Source organism: Deltaproteobacteria bacterium, from assembly GCA_005879795.1.
GTDB lineage: Bacteria > Desulfobacterota > Binatia > DP-6 > DP-6 > DP-6.
This window is the reverse complement of sequence record VBKJ01000195.1, coordinates 1-17204: the sequence shown is the minus strand read 5'-3', so window position 1 is coordinate 17204 and position 17204 is coordinate 1. Positions and strand designations below refer to the sequence as shown.

Sequence of the window (17204 nt, the reverse complement as noted above, 5' to 3'; positions counted from 1 at the left end):
GTCAGAATCCCTTGACGGTCCCCGCCTTGCTGTAGATCAGGTACACCGCCGCCCACCCGACCGGGATGGCGAGGATCAGGTAGGCCACGTTCCCCGAAAAGGCGCTGGTGTGGAGGTTGATCATCGTCCAGACGAGCGGCACCGAGAGATACGTGTTGTGCCGCGAGCGCGTGCCTGAGAGCGCGACCAACGCGGGGTCGGGCGCCTGCCCCTGCTTGGTGGCCGTGATGATCTTGCGCTGCGCCGGCCAGATCCGCATCCACACGTTGAACGCCATGATGGTGCCGAACATGGCCCCGGTGTGAATGACGTAGGCGCGGTAGCCGAAGCCGGCGGCCAGGTAGCCGAGGATGACCAGCACCGCGAGCGCCCAGCCCACCCCGCCGACGAGCCGGATGTCCTTGCCCCAGCCGCTCTTGGCGAGGACATCGTAGAGCGCCGCGGCCAGGAAGGTCACCAGGACCATGAGGACGGCGAGCGTGGTCGACCCGCCCCCGGGGCCGAACATGAGGCCGCCGTGCCAGAACACCAGCAGGAGCAGCAGCACGCCCGTCACCCAGGTCCACGCCGCGCCCCAGCGGAACCAGTAGAGCGCGCGCGGCATCAGCTCGGGCACCACCTTCTGCTTCGTGGGGCCGTCCATGGTCGCCGCGAACCCGGCGTTCACGAAGTTGAAAAAGTAGAGGAGGCCGATCCAGAGGATGCCGGCGACGATGTGAATCCACCGAAAGAGTGCTTCGAGCGCCGCGCTTGCCTGCATGAGTTCCCCCCTCCTCGGTTGGTCGGGGAGCCAGCTATCAAGTGAGGCGGCGGTTCGTCAATTCCCGCTGCCGGGGTAGGCGAAGGCGACATCCTTCGTCTCGCCGGCGCCCAGAATGACGCGCGCCTCGCGCGTCCCGAAGCGCTCGTGCCAGCTCGCGACCACGTACTCTCCCGCGGGCACGCCCCGGAGCGTGAAGCGCCCGTCGGCGCCCGTTACCGCGAAGTAGGGATGAGGGAGGACGCCCACGTAGGCGCGCATCCAGGGATGCACGTCGCAGGTGACCGGGATCATCACCTCGGGGTTCTCGACCCGGATGCGCCGCTTGCTGCCCTGAAGTGCCATACCGAAGTTCCACGGCGCGGAGCCGGTGGGCGTGCCGTGCACGTTGTGCAGCGTCGGGTCGTCGTTCTCGAACTCGATCGGCTGGCAGGCCTGGACGCCGGCCACGTGCGGTTTGTAGACGCAGCCCACCTGGTCGATCGTGACCTGCGTGTCGGGGACGGCGAAGGTGCGTGCCCCGAGGCCGTCCTTGACGTAGACGAAGGCGTTCTCGACGCGTCCGTCGTGCACCAGCACGTCGCCCGTGAGCACCGGCCCCTGGTGCTGGGCGGCGCACTGCGGGTCGCCGCCGAGCGCCACGGGCTTCATGGCGGGCGGCGTGCCGGCGAAGGTGACCGTGCCGGTGATCGTGCCGGCGGTCGCGGGATCGAGCGGCGTCGCGGTGCGCGACGCGGTGCATGCGCTCTCGTCGCGGCCGCAGGCCGCGAGAAGGCCGAGCGCGAGGGCCAGGAACGCTCGCGACATCGGCGCGACCATAGGGAGGGCCCCCCATCCAGTCAAATTCGTCCTGGACGCGGCGCCTTGCCCCGGGGGTGGTGCGCCCGCTATAGGGGGGCGCGAACCGCGCGCGCAAGGATGCGAGCACCGAACATCGGCAGCGCCGAGCACAAGGCTCTCTTCTGCCGGGAGTTTCTCGACACCTTTCATGCCTACGAGGTGCGCGACGTGCGCTGGCCCGAGCTGAGCAGCGCCGATCTCCAGCGCCTGCGTGCGCTGCCTTTCTGGGCCGAGGCCGTGTCGAGCGAGCGCACCGCCGGCGCGCGTGTGCAGGCCATGGCCGAGGTCGAGCGCGACCCCGTGCTGCACGAGGCGATCGCCATGCAGGCCTACGAGGAGAGCCGCCACGCGGCGCTCCTGGAGAGCATGCTCGCCCACTACGGCATCCCCATCCCCGAGGGCGAGGGCGTGCGCCCGCGCGACGCGGAGTGGGGCTTTCTCCGCATGGGCTACGGGGAGTGCTTCGACTCCTTCTTCGCCTTCGGGCTCTTCCGCCTGGCGGCGGACTCGGGCATCTTCCCGGGCCCGCTGGTCGAGCGCTTCGACGGCGTCATGCAGGAGGAGGCGCGCCACATCCTCTTCTTCACCAACTGGGTGGCGTACCGCCGGCTCCAGCTGCCGTTCCACCGCAAGGCCCGCTTCCTGGTGCGCCGCGGCCTCGGCATCTCGCTCCAGGCGTTCGGGCGAGCGAGGACGGCGCTCCAGCTGCGCGCTGCGGACGAGGGCGACGACTTCACCATGCAGGTGCCCGACTCGATCGGCGAGGTGACGCTCAGGACGCTCGCCGAGACCTGTCTCCGCGAGAACGAGCGCCGCCTCGCGGAGTACGATCCACGCCTGCTGCGGCCCCGGCTCGTGCCGCGCCTCGTGCGCCAGGCGCTGCGCCTGGCCCCGCGCGGCAGGAACGGCGCGCCGGCGGCCTGACGCCGGCCGATGGCCGGGCTCACCGACTACCAGGGCAGCGCGGGCCTCGTGACCGGCGCCTCGAGCGGCATCGGGGCGCAGCTCGCGCGCGACCTCGCGGCGCGCGGCATGCGGGTCGCGCTCCTCGCGCGGCGGGCGGACCGCCTCACGGCGCTGGCCGACGAGATCCGACGCGCGGGCGGCCATGCGATCGTCGTCCCGGGCGACGTCGCCGAGCGGGCGAGCATCGAGGACGCGGCGGCGGGCGTGCTCGAGCGCTTCGGGCGCGTCGACCTCCTCGTCAACAACGCGGGTTACGGGCGCCACGTCCTCTTCAAGGACCACGACCCGGCCGACATCGAGCGCATGATGCGCACCAACTACCTGGGCGTGGTGTGGGCGACCAAGGCCGTGCTGCCTGCGATGCGCGCCCGGCGTCGTGGCTGGATCCTCAACATCTCCTCGGTGGCGGGCAAGCTCGGGCAGCCCGACGAGGCCGCGTACTCGGCGAGCAAGTTCGCCATCACGGGGCTCTCCGAGGGACTCTCCTACGAGCTCGCCCCCCTCGGCATCCACGTGATGACGGTCTACCCGGCGCTGGTGCGGACGGAGATGTTCACGCCCGAGGTCATGGCGCGCATGCCGCGCGGCGCGGAGCGCACGTTCCTGGAGCCGCCGGAGTTCTCGCGGCGCGTGCTGCGGGCGCTCGAGCGCGGGCGGTACGAGGTGACGGTGCCGGGCTACATCGGGATCGCGTACGTGGTCCGGGTGCTGCTGCCGGGGCTCTTTCGCCGCATGACGGCGCGAGCGCGGCTGCCCGTGCTCCCGGACCTCGAGAGCTAGGCTAGCTCAAGTCTGCCGGACCCTAGAACCGAACGCGGAGTGCCTGCGGCGAGCGGAACGCGAGCCCCGTGATGCGCGGCGGCTCGGCGCCCGGGTCGAGCCGCAGGCCGGGCAGCCGGTCGAGCACCGCACCCAGCGCCGTCCGCGCCTCCATTTTCGCCAGGTGGTACCCCAGGCAGAAGTGCCGCCCGAAGCCGAACGACAGGTGGTCGTCGGCGCGGCGGTCCAGGTCGAAGCGGTCCGGGTCGGCGTAGTGCGTCTCGTCGCGGTTGCCGGAGGCGATCACGGCCGAGACGACCTTCGCCTCCGGGATGGGTACGCCGGCGATCTCGGTCGGGCGCGTCGCCTGACGCGCGACGAAGAGGACGGGCGTCTCCCAGCGGAGCGTCTCCTCGACGGCCCAGGGCGCGAGCGCCCGGTCGGCGCGCACGCGCTCGAGGCGCTCCGCCCGGTCGGCGAGCAGCGCGAAGAACATGCTCCCCATGAGGCGCGACGTCGTCTCGGCGCCGGCGGGAAGGAGAAGGCGGAGGAAGCTGATCACCTCGTCGTCGGTGAGTCCGACACCGTCCACCGTCCCCGTGACGAGCTTCGTGATCACGTCGTCGCGCGCCTCGGCACGCCGGCTCCGGACGAGCGGCAGCAGGTAGTCGTGCAGGTGATTCGACGCGGCACGCCCCTTCTGCGGGTCCTTGCTGAAGGCGATCAGGTCGAGCGACCAGCGCATGAAGCGCGCGTAGTCGCTCGGCGGCACGCCGACGATGTGGGCGATCACCTGCACGGGAAAGATGGTCGTCAGCTCGGCCACCAGGTCGGCGCGCCCGGCGCCGGCGAAGGTGTCGATCCGCTCGTGCACCAGCCGGGTGATCGTGGGCTCGAGCGCGTCGATGGCACGTGCGCTGAACACGGCGGAGACGAGGGCGCGTGTGCGCGCATGCTCCTTCCCGTCCATCTCGATGATGGTGCGGCCGAAGAACCTCCCCACCTCGTAGTTGGCGCGCGAGGAGTAGGTGTCGCCGTCGCGCAGCACCGCCCACACGTCGTCGTAGCGCGTGACGACGTAGTTCTCGCGGCCGAGCATCGTGAAGTGCGCGACCGGCTGCAGGCGGCGCATCTCCGCGAACATCGGATACGGATCCGGGAAGTCGAACATGAGCTGCGGGTCGAAGGCGGCGGCGAGGTCGTCCATGGGCGGAGGAGGACACTAGCGCCGCCCGCGCCTGCGAGGCAACCATGGCTCCGGTTGACGCCGGTCGCGGCCGCCTGTTACCTCCGGCTCCATGGTCGACTCGGAGCCGTCGTGACACGCACCGCTCCCGACCCCGACGTCGTTCCCGTCCGCCCCGGCGAGGAGATCGACGCGGCCGCCGTCGGCGCGTACGTCGCGGGGCGTCTCCCCGACGCGAGCGGCACGCCGGACATCTGGCAGTTCCCCGGCGGGCACGCGAACCTGACCTACCTCCTCCACTACCCCGGCGGCACGAACTACGTGCTCCGCCGGCCGCCGCCCGGCGACCTCCCCGCGAGCGCGCACGACATGGGGCGGGAGTACCGGGTCCTCTCCGTCCTCTACCGGGCATTCCCGCCCGCGCCGCGCGCCTTTCTCTACTGCGAGGACACGAGCGTCATCGGCAGGCCCTTCTTCGTGATGGAGCGGCGGCGCGGCACGGTCGTGCGCCGCGAGGTCCCGCCCGAGTTCGGCGGCGGGAGCGACCCCGTCGCAAACCGGAAGCTCTCCCGGATGATGATCGACACGCTCGCCGACTTCCACGCGGTCGACCCGAAGGCGGCGGGGCTGGAGACCCTGGGCAGGCCCGAGGGCTACCTGGCGCGCCAGGTGAAGGGCTGGACTGACCGCTGGGAGCGCGCCAGGACGAAGGACGTCGCGGCTGCGCCGGAGGTCATCCGCTGGCTCACCGAGCACCTGCCGCCGGCGCCGCCGCCCACGCTCGTGCACAATGACTGGCGGCTCGACAACATGGCGGTCGCGGAAGACGACCCCGGGCGCTGCGTCGCCGTCTACGACTGGGACATGTGCACGCTGGGCGACCCGTTCACCGACCTCGGCACGCTCCTCTCGTCGTGGTTCGAGATGGGGGAGGAGTACGCGTTCCTCGCCTCCATGCCGTCGCGGACGCCGGGCTTCATGACGCGCGCGGAGGCCATCGAGCGCTACGCCGAGCGGAGCGGCCGCGACGTGCGCCGCATGCCCTATTACTACGTCTTCGGTCTCTTCAAGATGGCCGGCGTGGTGCAGCAGCTCTTCCACCGCTGGCACAAGGGGCAGACGACGGACGACCGGATGGCGGGCGGCGAGGCGGTGGCCGAGGGCCTCATCGGGCTCGCGCGCGCCCACATCGAGAGCCACGGCTGAGGAGCGACGGATGGCCATCGACTTCACGCTGCCCCCCGACGTGGTCGCGGTCCGCGAGTGCGTGCGCGCCTTCATGGAGGGCGAGGTCGCGCCCGCCGAGGCGGGCATGCGGCAGGAGGGGGGCTGGCGCAAGGGCTACGCAGCGCTGCGCGAGAAGGCGCGGGCGACGGGCCTCTGGGCGCCGCACATGCCCCCCGAGTGGGGCGGCATGGGGCTCGGGCCGCTCGCCATGGCCTTCGTGTCGGCGGAGTGCGGGCGCACCATGATGGGGGCCTACGTCCTCAACTGCCACGCGCCCGACGAAGGCAACATGCACACGCTCCTCCACCACGCGAACGCCGAGCAGAAGGAGCGCTACCTCCGCCCGCTGGTCGACGGCAAGGTCCGCTCGTGCTTCGCGATGACGGAGCCGGAGGTGGCGGGCTCGGACCCGACCGGCATCCGTACCACGGCCGTCCGCGACGGCGACCACTGGGTCCTGAACGGCCACAAGTGGTTCATCTCCGGCGCGCGCGGCGCGGCCTTCGCGATCGTGATCGCCAAGACGGATCCCGACGCCCAGCCGCCGCAGGCGCGCAACACGGCCTTTCTCGTCGATACCGACACGCCGGGCTGGACCATCGTGCGCGACGTGGAAACCATGGCCGGGCACGGCAACCATTGCGAGATCCGCCTCGAGGACGTGCGCGTGCCGGACGCCGCGATCCTGGGCGGCCGGGGGCAGGGGCACCGCCTCGGGCAGGCGCGCCTCGGTCCGGCCCGTCTCGCGCACTGCATGCGCTGGATCGGGAGCGCCGAGAAGGCGCTCGAGATGCTCGTCCACCGCGCCCTCGCGCGCGAGCTGCACGGCGGCGTGCTCGCCGACAAGCAGCTCGTCCAGGCGATGATGGCCGAGTCGGCGATGGAGCTCTACGCGGCGAAGCTGATGGTGCTCCACGCCGCCTACCTGATCGAGCACGGGCTGCCCTTCCGGCAGGAGGTCTCGATCGCCAAGCACCACGTGGCGAACATGCTCTGGCGCATCACCGACCGCGCCATCCAGGTCCACGGCGCGCTCGGCTACTCCACGGACACGCCGCTCGAGAGCATGCTCCGCCACGCGCGCTCGGCACGCCTGGTCGACGGTGCCGACGAGGTGCACCTGTCCCAGATCGCCGCGAACCTGATTGCGGCGTTCCGCGAGGACGGGAGCACGCGGCGCGCGACGGGCGTCGGGCTGCTGTAGGACTCGGGCGGGGCGGGAGCTACTTCCGCGCGAGCCGTCTGAGCGCGGCCATGACCGCGTCCTGGCGAGTCATCTCCTCGGCCTGGCCGTAGCGGTCGACGAGCCGCAAGCGGCCCTGGGGAGTGTCCTCGACCTTCCAGCCGGAGTGCTCGAGGAACTCGCGCGCGAGCTGGACGTCCTCGGGCGAGACCTCCATCCGGCCCGCGGTGACCCAGGCGTCCATCATGCGCTGGATGGCGAGCTCGAAGCGGGTGCGGACGGCGTGCGGCGGCTGCGCGGTGAGGTCGTGTTCCACGCGCGGGATAGCAAGCCGCTTGCCGCGGCTTCGGCCACGCCAGACGGCCGGTTCGGCGAGTGGCACTGTGTCACGCCTGGCACGGTGTGCCGCGGGCGCCCGTTGTTGCGAGCGCCGGGGTCGTCCACGTACAGTAGAGGGAGGGACGGCGCCATCGCAAGCGCCGGCGGGAGCGCCATGGCCGACACGATGCGCTACGAGGCTGCGGACAACGTCGCCCAGATCACGCTCGACGACGGCAAGGTGAACGCGATGACGCTCGCGTTCTTCGAGGGGCTGAACGCCGTCCTCGACCGCGCCGAGCGCGAGCGGCCGGGGGCGGTGGTCATGGCGGGCCGCGCGGGCGTCTTCTCCGCTGGCCTCAACCTGAAGGTGCTGCCCACGCTCGCGCCCGAGGAGCTCAAGCGGACGATGGTCGCCTTCGGGCGCACCATGCTGCGCGTCTTCACCTTCCCGATCCCGACCGTGGCCGCCGTCACCGGGCACGCGATCGCCGGGGGCGCGATGCTGGCCTTCGCATGCGACCTGCGCCTCATGGCGGAAGGGCCGTTCCGCCTCCACCTGAACGAGGTGGCGATCGGGCTCGCGCTCCCCAGCTGGGCGATCGTGCTCGCCCAGGCGGCCGTGCCGCCGCGCTTTCACACCGAGGCGATCCTGCATGCCCGCATGTACTCGCCCGAGGAGGCCCTCGAGCGGAGCATCGTGCACGGGGTCGTGGGCCCGGCCGAGCGCGTGGCGGAGGAGGCGCGCGCCGCCGCGGCGCCGCTCGCGGCCCTCGACCAGGTGGCCTACGCCATCTCCAAGGCTCGCCACCGGGCCATGGTCGTCAAATGGGCGACGGAGCTGCTCGAGACCGAGGTCGGGGCGCTGCCGAGCCGCGCCACGATCAAGTGATCACCGCGCCCGCGCTCGTCGGACAGGAGGAGCGCTTCGCGCTCGCCTTCGCGGCCGGCGATCTCTCGCTCGCGCGGGCCCTCTATCATCCGGCCGTCGTGTACCTGAGCCCGACGGTGCGGCTCTTCGGCTGGCCGGCCCGCATCGAAGGCGTGGAGCGCACGCTCGAGTTCATCGGGCTCACCATCCGCCGCCTGGAGGCGATCACCTACCGCGCGGTCGAGTGGGCCATCGTGCCCGGCGGCGGCGCGGCGTTCGTGCGCATCCAATTCGACTTCACGCGCGCGGGACAGCGGCTGCGCTCGAGCTACGTGGTCGTCTACCGCTACCGCGACGGGCTCATCGCCGAGCAGGAGCTGTACTACGATCCGAGCGGGCCGCTGGAGGAGGTGGGCGAGCCCCCGCGGCGGTAGGCGGAAGGGCGCCCCCGCGGTCCCGGCTTGCCGCCGGCGTCGTCACCATATATGGTAACCATATCTCCACCGCGAAAACCACGGTCTACCTCGACGCGGCGGACTACGAGCGGCTCAAGGCGATCGCTCGGCGCGAGCGGCGAGCGCCCGCCGCCCTGGTGCGCGAGGCGGTCAAAGAATACGCGCAGCGACGCGATCGTCGGCCGGCTCCGCGCAGCCTCGGCGCCGGGCGCAGCGGTGGGGCGAAGCTGAGCGAACGGGCCGAGGAGCTGCTCAAGGGAATGGGGCGATCGCGGTGATCGTCGCCGATACCGGCGCCATCATCGCGCTCCTCGACGCCGACGACCCGCATCACCACACGCTGCGCGCGTTGTACGAGGAACGGCCCCAGGTCTGGCTGCTTCCATGGGCGATCCTTCCCGAGGTCGATTACCTCGCCGCGACGCAGCTTGGACAGCGCGTCGAGCAGGCGTTCGTCGATGATCTTGCGTCCGGAGGCTTCACCGTGGAGTGGGGCGCCGCCGCAGATCTCGGTCGCGCACGCGAGCTGTGTATGCGCCATCGAGGCCTGAAGCTCGGGCTCGTGGACACGGTCGTCATGGCCGTCGCCGAGCGCCGGCGCGCGGAGGCCATTGCGACGTTCGATCTGGGGCACTTCGGCGCCATCCAGATCCGAGGTCGGCCGAAGCTCGTTCCGCGGGACCTCTGACCCCGCATGCAGATTCTCATCACCGGCGCCGCCGGCAACATGGGCTCGCTCCTCGCCCGCCATCTGCTCGCGAGCCCGCACCGGCTCCGGCTGCTGGTGCACCGCACGCCGCTGCCCTTCGACGCAAGCGTGCATCCCAACGCCTCCGTGTGCCGGGCAGACCTCGAAGACCCCGCGACCCTGGCCGAGGCATGCCGCGACGTCGACTGCATCGTGCACTTCGCGGGGGTCCTCTTCGCGCCCCGACCGGAGAAGTTCCTGCCGCAGACCAACGTCGGCTACGTGGAAAACCTGCTCGCGGCGGCCCGCGCGGCCGGCGTGCACAAGTTCGTGCTGGTGAGCTTTCCGCACGTCGAGGGCGAATCGTCGCCCGAGCGACCCGCCACGGCGCGCTTGGACGGCGCCCCCGGCTCCGTGCACGCGCGCACGCGGCTCCTGGCGGAGAAGCGCGTCTTCGCGGCCTGTCAAGGAACGCACATGGTGCCCGTGGTCCTGCGCGTCGGCGCCGTCTACGCCCGCGGCATCAAGATGGTCGAGGCGGCGCGCTGGCTCCTCCGCCACCGCCTGCTGGCCGTGTGGCGGCAGCCAACGTGGGAGCACCTGCTCGCGCTCCCCGACTTCCACGCCGCCGCGGTGGCGGCCATCGAGGGCGAGCACGTCGCGGGCATCTACAACCTGGGCGATGACCAGCCCGTCACGCTGCAGGAGTTCCTGGACACGGTGGCAGGGCATTGGGGGTTCCGGAAGCCGTGGCGGCTCCCGCGCTGGTGCTTCCCGCTGGCGGGCGCGGGCTGCGAGGCGTTCGCGGCGCTCTTCGGGACCGCGGCGCCGCTCACGCGCGACTTCGTCGCGATCGGTATGGTCTCGACGTGGGCCGACACCTCGCGCATGAAGCGGGAGCTGCTGCCCCGGCTCACGTACCCGTCGCTGCGCGAGGGCCTGGTCCTGCTTTGAGGTCGCGTGCCGCCGGAGATCTCGCTCCTCACGCTCGCGCACGCGGCGGCGGCGCGCTGAGCCCCATCTGCCGCTCCATGCGCGCCTGGAGGGCGCGGTTCAAGCGCGCCGTGAGGCCGGGCGAGAGCCGTTTCAACAGGTACATGACCCACGCCTCGGGCGAGATGGGCGCGACCGCACGTCGGCGCGCGATCGCCCGGAGGATGTTCGCCGCCACGCGCTCGGGGCCGTAGTTGCGGCGGCGGTAGATCTCGACCAGCGCCGCGCGCGCCTCGGGCGTCGCCAGCGGCCCGCGCATGGGGGAGGTGGTGGTGATCGGCGTGTTGATGATCCCCGGGCACACGGTGGTGACCGCGATGCCGTGCGGGCGAAGCTCCTCGCGCAGCGCCTCGGAGAGGCCGAAGACGGCGAACTTGGTCGCGCTGTAGGCGGCGAGCTGGGGGGTGGCGAGGAAGCCGGCGGCCGAGGAGACGTTCACCACGTGCCCGCCGCGGCCGCGCCGTACCATGCGGGGGAGGAAGAAGTGGCAGCCGTGGATCACGCCCCAGAGGTTGATCGAGAGGATCCACTGCCAGTCCTCGAGCGAGGTGTCGAGGAACCCGCCGCCCAGCCCCACGCCGGCGTTGTTGACCAGGACGTCGACGGCCTCGTGCTCGGCGTGGACCGCGTCGGCGAAGGCGCGCACCTCCTCGGCTCGCGCGACGTCCACCCGCCGGGCGAGGGCGCGTCGCCCGAGGGAGCGGATCGCGGCCGCCGTCTCCTCGAGGCCCGCCCCGTTCAGGTCGCAGACGGCGAGGTCGGCTCCCCCACGCGCCAGGGCGAGCGCGGTCTCGCGGCCGATGCCGCTCGCGGCGCCCGTCACGAGCGCGAGCTTGCCGTCGAGCCTCACGGCACGCCGGCCAGGAAGTCGAGCACCGCGCGGTTGAAGATCTCGGGGGTCTCCAGGTTGAAGCCGTGGCTGCCGCCGGGGATCTTCATGAGCTTCGCGCCCGGGATGCTGCGCGCCAGGATGTCGGAGTTGGCGGGCGAGACGAGGAGGTCGGCGTCCCCGGTGATGACGAGCGTCGGGGACTGGATCAGGTGCAGGCGATCCGTCGCCTTGTGCCCCATGACCGCCGCCACCTGGCCCAGGATTGCCTCCATGCTGAAGCCGTACTGGAGCGCGCCCGCGAAGAGCTGCATCAGCTTCGGGAGCTCCCTGTCGATGAAGGATTGGTTGAAGACGCGCGGGAGGAGGTGCTGGAAGAACATGAGCGGGTCGAGCGCGTTCAGGTTGATCTCCATCTCGCCGCTCGCGGTCACCGTCCCGCCGAACCGCTGCATGCCGAACTCGCGCTGCCGCTCCACCTCGGCGTCCGGCTCGGGGTAGGTGCACGCGAGGACCAGGCCGCGCACGCGCTCGGGCTGCCGGAGCGCCAGTTCCTGCGCGATCATGCCGCCCATCGAGACGCCGAGCACGTGCGCGCGCTGGAGGTCGAGCGCGTCGAGCAGCCCGGCCGCGTCGTCCGCCATCTGGTGGATCGTGTAGGGGCCGGGGGGCCTGGAGCTCCGCCCGACGCCGCGGTTGTCGAAGGCGATCGTCCGGTAGCGTCGCGCGAAGTCGGGGACCTGGAACATCCACGCCGTCGAGTCGGCGGCGAGGCCCATGATGAGGAGGAGCGGGCCGCCCCGCCCGTGCTCCTCGTAGTAGAGCTCGATCGAGTCGACCTTGGCGGTGGCCATGGGACGTCCCTCCTGGTGGGCGCGCGAGTATGGCCGAGGCGCCTTCGGGGCGTCAATCCGCGCGGCCCGCATCTGTCGCGGCCCGCATTGTCGACGGCCCGCATCCGCGCGGCCTGCATTGCCATGGCCGTGGCGGCGCCGTAGAAGGGGCCGGCATGCCTCGGAGCCCCGACGCGTGGGTCGTGCTGCCGAGCGAGGCCGAGGTCCGCGCCCTCATGCCGCCCGGCTCGCCGTACGACTTTGGCTTCCTTCCCGCGATGGCGCGCCTCGTGATGGCGCACGAGCAGTACGCGCCGCTCTTCGGCGCGCTCTTCGGGCAGATCATGTTCGCGCCGGGCAGCCTCTCGCGCCGCGAGCGCGAGCTGATCGCGGCGGTCACCTCTGCCGCGCAGGACTGCCACTACTGAACGCAGTCGCACGCAGAGTTTCTGCGTGTCGAGGGCGGAGAGCGGGAGCTGGTCGAGGCCATCAAGGCCAAGCGATGGCGCGACGCGTCCACCCTCACGTCCCGCGAGCGCGCACTGTGCGAGGTCGCGGAGAAGCTGAGCGCCACGCCCACGCGCATGGTGGAGGAGGACTGGCAGCCGCTGCGCGACCTCGGCTTCGACGACCGCGCGTGCCTCGAGGTGGCGCACGTGGTCGGCATCTTCAACTACCTGACCCGCCTCGCCGACGGCCTCGGGCTCCAGCTCGACGCGGGCACGCGCGCCGCGGCCGAGTCGGGCATCCCCCTCACGCGCCGGACGTAGTGCGGCGCCCCGCGGCGCCTTCCTCCTTCCAGTCCGGGTGCATCACACACCACGGGCTCGGGACGAGGAGCGTCTCGCGGTAGTCGGTGCGCCAGCGGCGCGCTTCGGTCGCCCACGCGCGGGTCTCGGCCGCGCTCGCAAAGTCGCTCAGGTGGCGGACGTAGTGGCCGAGCGTCGGCAGGCACCAGAGGAGGACGGCCTCGGTGTCGCGCATCGCCGTGCGCCAGGCGCCCGCGAGCGTGAGGCCGCGGCGGGCCGCCACCGGGAGCCAACGCGTCTCGACCGCCTCGAGGTACGCATCGGCCGCCCCGGGCACGACGGTCGCGGTCTCCTGGATGAAGGCACGGCCGCGGACACGCCGGCGGATGAGCTCCGCGCGCGTCGGGCAGTACGGCGCCGGCTCGAGAATGCGGTCGAAGCCGCCCGAGCGGAGCCTGGCCGCCTCCGCCCACCACCTGGCGAGCGCCGGCGGCTGCCCCGCGCCGGCGTACTGGTGCTCGAGAATCTTCTCCCAGCCCTTCCAGCCCTCCATCTCCCAGAGGTTCACGACGCGCGGCCAGTCGCCGGTCGACCCCGACTGCTGCCAGGTCCCGACCAGGAACCCGGCCGGCCCGCTCGGCGTGCGCGTGCCGGTGTGCCGCTTGTAGGCCTCGGACCCGGTGCCGATGATGTGGATCGTCTCGTGCAGGTAGAGCTTCGGGTTCGGCACTCGGGCGTGCAGGCTTACGACAGTCGTCCCCGCGCGGGCAAGCGACCCTGCCTTGCCGCGCGACGAGCGGCTCTCGTATGATCCGCAGCCCAGAGGAGGCTCACATGGCCATCCCCAGCCTGGTCGTCGACGCCGACGGGCACGTCCTCGAGCACCCCGACGGCATGCTGCGCTTCGCCCCGTCCGAGTACCGCGAGCGCATCTGGCACATCGAGACCAAGGCCGACGGCAGCGAGTGGCTGCACTACAACGGCGGCGTGCGTCCGGCGGGCGGCATGGCCCTCGCGGGCACGGCGGGCATGACGCCCGCCGATCGCGAGCGCGCCCGCGCGGGCAAGCTCCGCTACTCGGAGGTCCGGCCCGGTGCCTTCAGCCCGGCGCCGCGTCTCCCCGACATGCAGGTCGAGGGCATCGCGCAGGCGGTCCTCTACCCGACCATGCTCCTCGGGCTGCCCGCGATCGAGGACGCGGCCTTCGCCGAGGTGCAGGCCGACGCTTACAACGAGTGGCTGCACGCGTACTGCGCCTACGCGCCGAAGCGCCTCTTCGGCGCCGCCGTCGTCCCCACCCAGGAGATCGAGCGCGCCGTGCGCACCATCCGCCGCGCGAAGGAGCTCGGCCTGGTGGGCGTCTTCCTGCGCCCGAACCCCGCCGTCGGGGGCCGCAAGCTGAACGCCCCGGTCTACGATGCCATCTGGGCGGTCTGCCAGGATCTCGAGATGCCGATCGGGCTCCACCCCTTCCTCGCCCCCGACATGCCGGGCGCCTGTCGCGCGCTCGGCTACGGCGCCATCCGCGCCGAGGGCGTCCGCTACGACACCGGGCACGAGAGCCCGGCCGACCCGATCCGCAACCTCGGCAACGTCTTCTTCAGCCAGGCGCTCTCGAACCCGTTCGACGTGATGGAGTGCGTGGCCCTCTTCTGCGCCGGCGGCATCTGCGAGCGCTTCCCCAAGCTCACCGTGCTCTTCCTCGAGGCCAACGGCGGCTGGATCGTGCCCTGGCTCGAGCGCCTCGACCACCACTTCGAGGTGTTCCGCTGGGACGTGCCGTCGCTCAAGATGAAGCCGTCGGAGTACTTCCGCCGCCAGTGCTACATCTCCTTCGACCCCGACGAATCGACGCTGGCCTTCACGGCGAACCATCCGCTGGTCGGCGCCGAGCGCATCATCTGGGCGAGCGACTACCCGCACCCCGACGCGAAGTTCCCGGGGGTGGTGAAGGAGCTCGCGGAGGCGACGGCGAGCCTTACCGGCGCGCAGCAGGCGCGCATCTTCGGGGCGAACGCGCGGGACGTGTACGGGCTGCCGGCGCCAGGGTGAGGGGGGCGGGTTATGCTGTCCTGCCGTGCAGCCTAACGCCGGGGTGCGATCGTGATCCCGTTGGCAAGCGTCCGGATTTTCGTCGAAACGCGTCACGGTCCTGCGATCGACGTCGGATTAAACTACAGGTTGCTGGAGTTACATGGAACCTTCTAATCGTTAGTTAGGCGGTAATGATTTCGTTGAGTCCTTCGACAAGCCGCTGGAGTTCGTCAGGCGAAACGCGGCCGAGCTTTTTGCCGAGGCGACGAGTAGACAACGTGCGAATCTGGCTGATCTTCACCCAGGCCGGTTTTCCGACGTTCACCGACTCGAGCTCCAAGACGAGAGGAAACCCGGCCCGCTGGGGTTGGCTGGTCAACGCCATGGCGATGACCGTGCCGGAGTGCTCGTTGAATACGTCGGCGCTGAGGACGACAACTGGACGACGGCCCGCCTGCTCATGGCCGACCACGGGATTCAGGTTGGCCCAAACGATATCGCCCCTCAGAACTCGGGCCATTCTTCAAAGTCCGCGGCCATCCCTTCGTCGGCCATCCTCTGCTCGGCAGACCTGTTCAGCTTGGCGCACTCGCGCGCCAGTCGGCCTCGCTCGAGCCGGTCGAGCTTGTCGCGGACGGCCTCTTGGATCGCGCGGCTCCGATTCGGGAACTTGCGTTGGGCGACAAGGCGGTCGATACGCTTCAAGAGCTGTGCTTCGATGGTGATGGCGATCTTCGCGGCGGGCATGGCGACTGCTCCTTGGTATGACGATACCTCATACCATTCGGCGAACACCGTGAACAGGCTCCTCCGTTCGGTCATCGCGGCGATGCCCGAGCGTGGTAGGAGACGAGCGAAAGCCGGCTAACCAGGCGATGGGAGCGCGCAACCAGCCTGCTTCAACCCTTCACCTCAGCCCAGCGCTGCCACTCGTGCCCTCAGGCGGAGGGCACGGGCGTGTCCAGATCGCTGATCGCCGCGCGCGGAGACATCGTGCCCCACCCGAAGTGAGGCGCTACTCCCGCGCCAGGATGTGGATCGCGCACACGCTCCCGCCGCCCATCATGTGGCAGAGGCCCACGCGCGCGTCCTTCACCTGCCGCTTCCCCGCCTCGCCGCGCAGCTGGAGCGTCGTCTCCCAGATCTGCGCGAGCCCGGTCGGTCCGCCCGGGTGCCCGCGGGCGATAAGCCCGCCGTCGGTCGACACCGGCACCCGCCCGCCCAGCGCGAAGTCGCCGCGCTCGATCGCCGCCTCGGCCTCCCCCTCGCCGCAGAGCCCCAGCAGCTCGTAGTACTCGAGCTCCTCGATGGCGAACGCGTCGTGGACTTGGACGAGGTCCATGTCCGCGGGCCCGAGGCCGGCCTGCTCGTAAGCCGCGCGCGAGGTGTCGACCGACATGCGCGCCGGGCCGACCACCGGACCGATGAAGAGGTGCCCGCGCTCGTAGCGCTCGGTCTGGAGCTCCGAGGCGAGCACGCGCACCAGCGGCCGGGCGGGGCGGAGCCTCCGCGCGATCTCGGGTCGCCCGACGATCGCGCACGCCGCGCCGTCCCCGATCGGGCACGACATCATGGCCGTGAGCGGCCAGGCGACCATGCGCGAGGCGAGCACCTTCTCGACCGTGACGGGCGCGTCGGGCTGGCGCTGGCTCATCGGGTTCAGGGCGCCGTTGTTGAAGTTCTTCGCGGCGATGGCGGCCAGGTGCTCGGGCTTGGTGCCGCGCTCGTGGATGCGCCGTGTGGCCCACATGGCGAAGAAGGCGGCGGGCAGGATCGAGTCCTCGAGCCACGCCGGGTCCGTGTTCCGGCCCGACGACTGGATCATGGTCGTCATCTTGTCGAAGCCGACGACCATGACGACGTCATGACGGCCGCTCTCGACCGCGAAGCACGCCTCGCGGAACGCCGCCGAGCCGGTGGCCGACGCGTTCTCGACGCGCTGGACCGGGATGCCCGTCAGCCCGAACTCCTTCATGGTGCGCACGGCGCTCATGACGGGCGCGAAGATGTAGCCCACGTACGCCGCCTGCACGTCGCGGAAGGAGAGCCCCGCGTCGCGCAGCGCCGCGAGCCCCGCCTCGCGCGCCATGTCGGCGTTCGACTTCTCGGCCCACATGCCGAAGCGGTGCATGCCGACGCCGAGGACGGCGACGTCCTTCATCGCCCGCTCTCCCCCGGCCGGAAGCGGAGGATGACGACGTCGTGATCGCCCTCCTCGCGCAGCGCCTCGAGCTCGGCCTCGAGCGTCTGGCCGAGGCGGTAATCCTCCTGCCTGCCGGCGAGCGGGAGCTGCACGCGCGGCCCCTCGGGGAGATCGACCTGCCCCACACCGTAGCCGATGTGCTCGACGCGCGTCGAGCCGAAGAGCGGGAAGTGGACGAAGGTGTAGCTGAAGAGCGTGCCCCGCGGGCCGAGGAGCACGTCCTCCGTCCGCTCGCTCATGCACTTGGCGCAGATCGCCCGCCGCGGGAAGAAGTGCTCGCCGCAGTCCCGGCAGCGCGAGCCGAGCAGGC

At 71.4% G+C, this 17204-nt stretch carries 22 protein-coding genes; 11 read left to right on the top strand and 11 right to left on the bottom strand.

Annotation, left to right across the window (positions count from 1 at the left end):
- Position 1 precedes the first annotated feature (1 nt).
- Positions 2 to 760, bottom strand: coding sequence for a urate hydroxylase PuuD (locus E6J59_16140; protein ID TMB17549.1), 759 nt, complete (start codon positions 758 to 760; stop codon positions 2 to 4).
- A 57-nt stretch (positions 761 to 817) separates the two neighbouring features.
- On the bottom strand, positions 818 to 1567 hold the full coding sequence (locus E6J59_16135) for a hypothetical protein (protein TMB17548.1): 750 nt from the start codon (positions 1565 to 1567) through the stop codon (positions 818 to 820).
- A gap of 111 nt (positions 1568 to 1678) precedes the next feature.
- Between E6J59_16135 and E6J59_16130 the strand changes: the two genes are divergently transcribed.
- The gene (locus tag E6J59_16130; GenBank protein TMB17547.1) at positions 1679 to 2524 is read left to right on the top strand and encodes a ferritin-like domain-containing protein; all 846 of its coding nucleotides are present in this window, start codon (positions 1679 to 1681) and stop codon (positions 2522 to 2524) included.
- Positions 2525 to 2533: 9 nt separating this feature from the next.
- Complete coding sequence (locus tag E6J59_16125) at positions 2534 to 3346, top strand: SDR family NAD(P)-dependent oxidoreductase (protein ID TMB17546.1); 813 nt, start codon at positions 2534 to 2536, stop codon at positions 3344 to 3346.
- 22 nt (positions 3347 to 3368) lie between these two features.
- On the opposite strand, the gene E6J59_16120 is transcribed toward E6J59_16125, so the two are convergent.
- Positions 3369 to 4532 (bottom strand): cytochrome P450, encoded by a 1164-nt coding sequence (locus E6J59_16120; GenBank protein TMB17545.1) that lies wholly within the window; start codon positions 4530 to 4532, stop codon positions 3369 to 3371.
- On the opposite strand from E6J59_16120, the gene E6J59_16115 reads away from it, so the two are divergent.
- Together E6J59_16115 and E6J59_16110 are read left to right on the top strand one after the other, a co-directional pair.
- Positions 4278 to 5717: a phosphotransferase family protein gene (locus tag E6J59_16115; GenBank protein TMB17544.1), complete on the top strand. Its 1440-nt coding sequence runs from the start codon at positions 4278 to 4280 to the stop codon at positions 5715 to 5717. The two genes, E6J59_16120 and E6J59_16115, sit on opposite strands and share 255 nt — an antisense overlap.
- Positions 5718 to 5727: 10 nt before the next feature.
- A complete protein-coding gene (locus E6J59_16110) occupies positions 5728 to 6942 on the top strand; it encodes an acyl-CoA dehydrogenase (GenBank protein ID TMB17543.1) in 1215 nt (404 codons plus the stop codon).
- A gap of 19 nt (positions 6943 to 6961) precedes the next feature.
- On the opposite strand, the gene E6J59_16105 is transcribed toward E6J59_16110, so the two are convergent.
- Positions 6962 to 7237 carry a hypothetical protein gene (locus E6J59_16105; GenBank protein TMB17542.1) on the bottom strand — a complete coding sequence of 92 codons (276 nt, stop codon included), beginning with the start codon at positions 7235 to 7237 and terminating at the stop codon, positions 6962 to 6964.
- Positions 7238 to 7414: 177 nt separating this feature from the next.
- On the opposite strand from E6J59_16105, the gene E6J59_16100 reads away from it, so the two are divergent.
- The 4 genes from E6J59_16100 (at position 7415) to E6J59_16085 (ending at position 10207) form a co-directional block, all read left to right on the top strand.
- Complete coding sequence (locus tag E6J59_16100; protein ID TMB17541.1) at positions 7415 to 8131, top strand: crotonase/enoyl-CoA hydratase family protein; 717 nt, start codon at positions 7415 to 7417, stop codon at positions 8129 to 8131.
- The gene (locus E6J59_16095) at positions 8068 to 8544 is read left to right on the top strand and encodes a DUF4440 domain-containing protein (GenBank protein TMB17540.1); all 477 of its coding nucleotides are present in this window, start codon (positions 8068 to 8070) and stop codon (positions 8542 to 8544) included. The genes E6J59_16100 and E6J59_16095 overlap by 64 nt, the downstream gene beginning before the upstream one ends.
- Before the next feature lie 178 nt (positions 8545 to 8722).
- Positions 8723 to 9253, top strand: coding sequence for a PIN domain-containing protein (locus E6J59_16090; GenBank protein TMB17539.1), 531 nt, complete (start codon positions 8723 to 8725; stop codon positions 9251 to 9253).
- 6 nt (positions 9254 to 9259) lie between these two features.
- Complete coding sequence (locus tag E6J59_16085; protein TMB17538.1) at positions 9260 to 10207, top strand: NAD-dependent epimerase/dehydratase family protein; 948 nt, start codon at positions 9260 to 9262, stop codon at positions 10205 to 10207.
- 28 nt (positions 10208 to 10235) lie between these two features.
- Here the strand turns inward: E6J59_16085 and E6J59_16080 are convergent, their stop codons facing one another.
- Both E6J59_16080 and E6J59_16075 read right to left on the bottom strand, forming a co-directional pair.
- Positions 10236 to 11096 (bottom strand): SDR family NAD(P)-dependent oxidoreductase, encoded by an 861-nt coding sequence (locus tag E6J59_16080; protein TMB17537.1) that lies wholly within the window; start codon positions 11094 to 11096, stop codon positions 10236 to 10238.
- The gene (locus tag E6J59_16075) at positions 11093 to 12001 is read right to left on the bottom strand and encodes an alpha/beta fold hydrolase (GenBank protein ID TMB17536.1); all 909 of its coding nucleotides are present in this window, start codon (positions 11999 to 12001) and stop codon (positions 11093 to 11095) included. The genes E6J59_16080 and E6J59_16075 overlap by 4 nt, the downstream gene beginning before the upstream one ends.
- Between E6J59_16075 and E6J59_16070 the strand changes: the two genes are divergently transcribed.
- Together E6J59_16070 and E6J59_16065 are read left to right on the top strand one after the other, a co-directional pair.
- The gene (locus E6J59_16070) at positions 11959 to 12336 is read left to right on the top strand and encodes a hypothetical protein (protein TMB17535.1); all 378 of its coding nucleotides are present in this window, start codon (positions 11959 to 11961) and stop codon (positions 12334 to 12336) included. The genes E6J59_16075 and E6J59_16070 overlap by 43 nt on opposite strands.
- A 156-nt stretch (positions 12337 to 12492) precedes the next feature.
- Positions 12493 to 12678, top strand: coding sequence for a hypothetical protein (locus tag E6J59_16065; protein ID TMB17534.1), 186 nt, complete (start codon positions 12493 to 12495; stop codon positions 12676 to 12678).
- Here E6J59_16065 and E6J59_16060 read toward each other — a convergent pair.
- Positions 12662 to 13387, bottom strand: coding sequence for an NIPSNAP family containing protein (locus E6J59_16060; protein TMB17533.1), 726 nt, complete (start codon positions 13385 to 13387; stop codon positions 12662 to 12664). The two genes, E6J59_16065 and E6J59_16060, sit on opposite strands and share 17 nt — an antisense overlap.
- A 77-nt stretch (positions 13388 to 13464) precedes the next feature.
- Here E6J59_16060 and E6J59_16055 point away from each other — a divergent pair, with 77 nt between their 5' ends.
- Positions 13465 to 14709 (top strand): amidohydrolase, encoded by a 1245-nt coding sequence (locus E6J59_16055; GenBank protein TMB17532.1) that lies wholly within the window; start codon positions 13465 to 13467, stop codon positions 14707 to 14709.
- Between the two features lie 163 nt (positions 14710 to 14872).
- Here E6J59_16055 and E6J59_16050 read toward each other — a convergent pair whose 3' ends face one another.
- From E6J59_16050 to E6J59_16035, 4 genes are all read right to left on the bottom strand, one after another.
- Complete coding sequence (locus E6J59_16050; protein TMB17531.1) at positions 14873 to 15211, bottom strand: type II toxin-antitoxin system PemK/MazF family toxin; 339 nt, start codon at positions 15209 to 15211, stop codon at positions 14873 to 14875.
- Positions 15196 to 15438: a ribbon-helix-helix protein, CopG family gene (locus tag E6J59_16045; protein ID TMB17530.1), complete on the bottom strand. Its 243-nt coding sequence runs from the start codon at positions 15436 to 15438 to the stop codon at positions 15196 to 15198. The genes E6J59_16050 and E6J59_16045 overlap by 16 nt, the downstream gene beginning before the upstream one ends.
- Positions 15439 to 15706: 268 nt before the next feature.
- Positions 15707 to 16852, bottom strand: a complete 1146-nt coding sequence (locus tag E6J59_16040) for a thiolase family protein (protein ID TMB17529.1) — start codon at positions 16850 to 16852, stop codon at positions 15707 to 15709.
- The coding region (locus E6J59_16035; GenBank protein TMB17528.1) for a hypothetical protein at positions 16849 to 17204 on the bottom strand (356 nt) is incomplete at its 5' end. The genes E6J59_16035 and E6J59_16040, both read right to left, overlap by 4 nt.

Bases quoted from the DNA above. Each gene is read 5' to 3' on its own strand.
- E6J59_16095 (TMB17540.1), top strand. From the start codon at position 8,068: ATGGGCGACGGAGCTGCTCGAGACCGAGGTCGGGGCGCTGCCGAGCCG.
- E6J59_16075 (TMB17536.1), bottom strand. From the start codon at position 12,001: ATGCGGGCCGCGCGGATTGACGCCCCGAAGGCGCCTCGGCCATACTCG.
- E6J59_16100 (TMB17541.1), top strand. From the start codon at position 7,415: ATGGCCGACACGATGCGCTACGAGGCTGCGGACAACGTCGCCCAGATC.
- E6J59_16070 (TMB17535.1), top strand. From the start codon at position 11,959: ATGGCCGAGGCGCCTTCGGGGCGTCAATCCGCGCGGCCCGCATCTGTC.
- E6J59_16055 (TMB17532.1), top strand. From the start codon at position 13,465: ATGATCCGCAGCCCAGAGGAGGCTCACATGGCCATCCCCAGCCTGGTC.
- E6J59_16120 (TMB17545.1), bottom strand. From the start codon at position 4,532: ATGGACGACCTCGCCGCCGCCTTCGACCCGCAGCTCATGTTCGACTTC.
- E6J59_16050 (TMB17531.1), bottom strand. From the start codon at position 15,211: ATGGCCCGAGTTCTGAGGGGCGATATCGTTTGGGCCAACCTGAATCCC.
- E6J59_16085 (TMB17538.1), top strand. From the start codon at position 9,260: ATGCAGATTCTCATCACCGGCGCCGCCGGCAACATGGGCTCGCTCCTC.
- E6J59_16110 (TMB17543.1), top strand. From the start codon at position 5,728: ATGGCCATCGACTTCACGCTGCCCCCCGACGTGGTCGCGGTCCGCGAG.
- E6J59_16115 (TMB17544.1), top strand. From the start codon at position 4,278: ATGCTCCTTCCCGTCCATCTCGATGATGGTGCGGCCGAAGAACCTCCC.
- E6J59_16140 (TMB17549.1), bottom strand. From the start codon at position 760: ATGCAGGCAAGCGCGGCGCTCGAAGCACTCTTTCGGTGGATTCACATC.
- E6J59_16065 (TMB17534.1), top strand. From the start codon at position 12,493: ATGGTGGAGGAGGACTGGCAGCCGCTGCGCGACCTCGGCTTCGACGAC.
- E6J59_16135 (TMB17548.1), bottom strand. From the start codon at position 1,567: ATGTCGCGAGCGTTCCTGGCCCTCGCGCTCGGCCTTCTCGCGGCCTGC.
- E6J59_16045 (TMB17530.1), bottom strand. From the start codon at position 15,438: ATGCCCGCCGCGAAGATCGCCATCACCATCGAAGCACAGCTCTTGAAG.
- E6J59_16040 (TMB17529.1), bottom strand. From the start codon at position 16,852: ATGAAGGACGTCGCCGTCCTCGGCGTCGGCATGCACCGCTTCGGCATG.
- E6J59_16125 (TMB17546.1), top strand. From the start codon at position 2,534: ATGGCCGGGCTCACCGACTACCAGGGCAGCGCGGGCCTCGTGACCGGC.
- E6J59_16130 (TMB17547.1), top strand. From the start codon at position 1,679: ATGCGAGCACCGAACATCGGCAGCGCCGAGCACAAGGCTCTCTTCTGC.